Origin of the sequence: Bacillus sp. JJ1566, assembly GCF_036962685.1 — a bacterium.
Classification (GTDB): domain Bacteria; phylum Bacillota; class Bacilli; order Bacillales; family Bacillaceae_L; genus Ferdinandcohnia.
The window spans coordinates 1,727-4,661 of sequence record NZ_JBALOP010000019.1; the positions used below are offsets into that span (position 1 = coordinate 1,727).

1 rRNA gene is annotated in these 2,935 nt (G+C 52.1%); it reads left to right on the plus strand.

The annotated features are described in order from the left end of the window. Window positions 1-2 precede the first annotated feature (2 nt). Window positions 3-2,934 (plus strand): 23S ribosomal RNA (locus tag V7112_RS09580). Window position 2,935 lies beyond the last annotated feature (1 nt).

The window sequence follows — 2,935 nt, forward strand, 5'->3', positions numbered from 1 at the left end:
TAGGTTAAGTTATGAAGGGCGCACGGTGGATGCCTTGGCACTAGGAGCCGATGAAGGACGGTACTAACACCGATATGCTTCGGGGAGCTGTAAGTAAGCATTGATCCGAAGATTTCCGAATGGGGAAACCCACTGCTCGTAATGGGGCAGTATCCTTATCTGAATACATAGGATAAGCGAAGGTAGACCCGGGGAACTGAAACATCTTAGTACCCGGAGGAAGAGAAAGCAAACGCGATTTCCTGAGTAGCGGCGAGCGAAACGGAAGATAGCCCAAACCAAGAGGCTTGCCTCTTGGGGTTGTAGGACACTCTATACGGAGTTACAAAAGAGCGAAGTAGACGAAGCGACCTGGAAAGGTCCGTCAGAGAAGGTAACAACCCTGTAGTTGAAACTTCGTTCTCTCTTGAGTGTATCCTGAGTACGGCGGGACACGTGAAATCCCGTCGGAAGCTGGGAGGACCATCTCCCAAGGCTAAATACTCCCTAGTGACCGATAGTGAACCAGTACCGTGAGGGAAAGGTGAAAAGCACCCCGGGAGGGGAGTGAAATAGAACCTGAAACCGTGTGCCTACAAGTAGTCAAAGCACATTAATGTGTGATGGCGTGCCTTTTGTAGAATGAACCGGCGAGTTACGATCCCGTGCAAGGTTAAGTTGAAGAGACGGAGCCGCAGCGAAAGCGAGTCTGAATAGGGCGAATGAGTACGTGGTCGTAGACCCGAAACCAGGTGATCTACCCATGTCCAGGGTGAAGTTCAGGTAACACTGAATGGAGGCCCGAACCCACGCACGTTGAAAAGTGCGGGGATGAGGTGTGGGTAGCGGAGAAATTCCAATCGAACTTGGAGATAGCTGGTTCTCTCCGAAATAGCTTTAGGGCTAGCCTCGAGTATAGAGTCTTGGAGGTAGAGCACTGATTGGACTAGGGGCCCTCATCGGGTTACCGAATTCAGTCAAACTCCGAATGCCAAAGACTTGATTCTCGGGAGTCAGACTGCGAGTGATAAGATCCGTAGTCAAGAGGGAAACAGCCCAGACCACCAGCTAAGGTCCCAAAGTATACGTTAAGTGGAAAAGGATGTGGAGTTGCTTAGACAACCAGGATGTTGGCTTAGAAGCAGCCACCATTTAAAGAGTGCGTAATAGCTCACTGGTCGAGTGACTCTGCGCCGAAAATGTACCGGGGCTAAACGTATCACCGAAGCTGTGGATTGTTCTTACGAACAATGGTAGGAGAGCGTTCTAAGTGCAGCGAAGTCAGACCGAGAGGACTGGTGGAGCGCTTAGAAGTGAGAATGCCGGTATGAGTAGCGAAAGAGGGGTGAGAATCCCCTCCACCGAATGCCTAAGGTTTCCTGAGGAAGGCTCGTCCGCTCAGGGTTAGTCGGGACCTAAGCCGAGGCTGAAAAGCGTAGGCGATGGACAACAGGTTGATATTCCTGTACCACCTCTTTACCGTTTGAGCGATGGAGGGACGCAGGAGGATAGGGTAAGCGCGCTGTTGGATATGCGCGTCCAAGCAGTTAGACTGGTAAGTAGGCAAATCCGCTTACCGTAAGGTTGAGCTGTGATGGCGAGGGAAATAAAGTACCGAAGTTCCTGATTCCACACTGCCAAGAAAAGCTTCTAGCGAGGTAAATGGTGCCCGTACCGCAAACCGACACAGGTAGGCGAGGAGAGAATCCTAAGGTGATCGAGAGAACTCTCGTTAAGGAACTCGGCAAAATGACCCCGTAACTTCGGGAGAAGGGGTGCTTTTTAGGGTGAATAGCCCTGAAGAGCCGCAGTGAATAGGCCCAGGCGACTGTTTAGCAAAAACACAGGTCTCTGCGAAGCCGCAAGGCGAAGTATAGGGGCTGACACCTGCCCGGTGCTGGAAGGTTAAGAGGAGGGGTTAGCGCAAGCGAAGCTCTGAATCGAAGCCCCAGTAAACGGCGGCCGTAACTATAACGGTCCTAAGGTAGCGAAATTCCTTGTCAGGTAAGTTCTGACCCGCACGAAAGGTGTAACGATCTGGGCACTGTCTCAACGAGAGACTCGGTGAAATTATAGTACCTGTGAAGATGCAGGTTACCCGCGACAGGACGGAAAGACCCCGTGGAGCTTTACTGCAACCTGATATTGAATTTTGGTACAGCTTGTACAGGATAGGTAGGAGCCTTGGAAGCCGGAGCGCCAGCTTCGGTGGAGGCATCGGTGGGATACTACCCTGGCTGTATTGAAATTCTAACCCGAAGGCCTTATCGGCCTTGGAGACAGTGTCAGGTGGGCAGTTTGACTGGGGCGGTCGCCTCCTAAAAAGTAACGGAGGCGCCCAAAGGTTCCCTCAGAATGGTTGGAAATCATTCGTAGAGTGTAAAGGCACAAGGGAGCTTGACTGCGAGACCTACAAGTCGAGCAGGGACGAAAGTCGGGCTTAGTGATCCGGTGGTTCCGCATGGAAGGGCCATCGCTCAACGGATAAAAGCTACCCCGGGGATAACAGGCTTATCTCCCCCAAGAGTCCACATCGACGGGGAGGTTTGGCACCTCGATGTCGGCTCATCGCATCCTGGGGCTGTAGTCGGTCCCAAGGGTTGGGCTGTTCGCCCATTAAAGCGGTACGCGAGCTGGGTTCAGAACGTCGTGAGACAGTTCGGTCCCTATCCGTCGTGGGCGTAGGAAATTTGAGAGGAGCTGTCCTTAGTACGAGAGGACCGGGATGGACACACCGCTGGTGTACCAGTTGTCCTGCCAAGGGCATAGCTGGGTAGCTATGTGTGGAAGGGATAAGTGCTGAAAGCATCTAAGCATGAAGCCCCCCTCAAGATGAGATTTCCCATAGTGTTAAACTAGTAAGATCCCTCGAAGATGACGAGGTTGATAGGTCAGAGGTGGAAGCATGGTGACATGTGCAGCTGACTGATACTAATCGATCGAGGACTTAACCAAA